This window comes from Microbispora sp. CL1-1 (assembly GCF_012034195.1).
Lineage (GTDB): Bacteria > Actinomycetota > Actinomycetes > Streptosporangiales > Streptosporangiaceae > Microbispora.
This window is the reverse complement of the sequence record NZ_JAATEK010000201.1, coordinates 1-421: the sequence shown is the minus strand read 5'-3', so window position 1 is coordinate 421 and position 421 is coordinate 1. Positions and strand designations below refer to the sequence as shown.

The window sequence follows — 421 nt, the reverse complement described above, 5'->3', positions numbered from 1 at the left end:
CATCAACCCGCTCGCCGCCCTCACCCAGAAGCGGCGCCTGAACGCGCTGGGCCCGGGTGGTCTGTCGCGTGAGCGGGCCGGGTTCGAGGTCCGCGACGTGCACCCCTCGCACTACGGCCGCATGTGCCCGATCGAGTCGCCCGAGGGCCCGAACATCGGCCTGATCGGCTCGCTTGCGTCCTTCGGACGGGTCAACGCCTTCGGTTTCGTCGAGACGCCCTATCGGAGGGTCGTCGACGGCAAGGTGACCGACGAGATCGACTACCTGACCGCCGACGAGGAGGACAAGTACGTCAAGGCGCAGGCCAACACGGCGCTCAATCCCGACGGATCGTTCGCCGAGCCTCGCGTCCTGGTGCGTACGAAGGGTGGCGAGACCGAGCTCGCCCGCGCCGACGAGGTCGACTACATCGACGTTTCC

1 pseudogene is annotated in these 421 nt (G+C 68.2%); it reads left to right on the top strand.

The features are described 5' to 3' along the window. A pseudogene (locus HCK04_RS40605) lies at positions 1-421 on the top strand (DNA-directed RNA polymerase subunit beta); the annotation flags it as partial.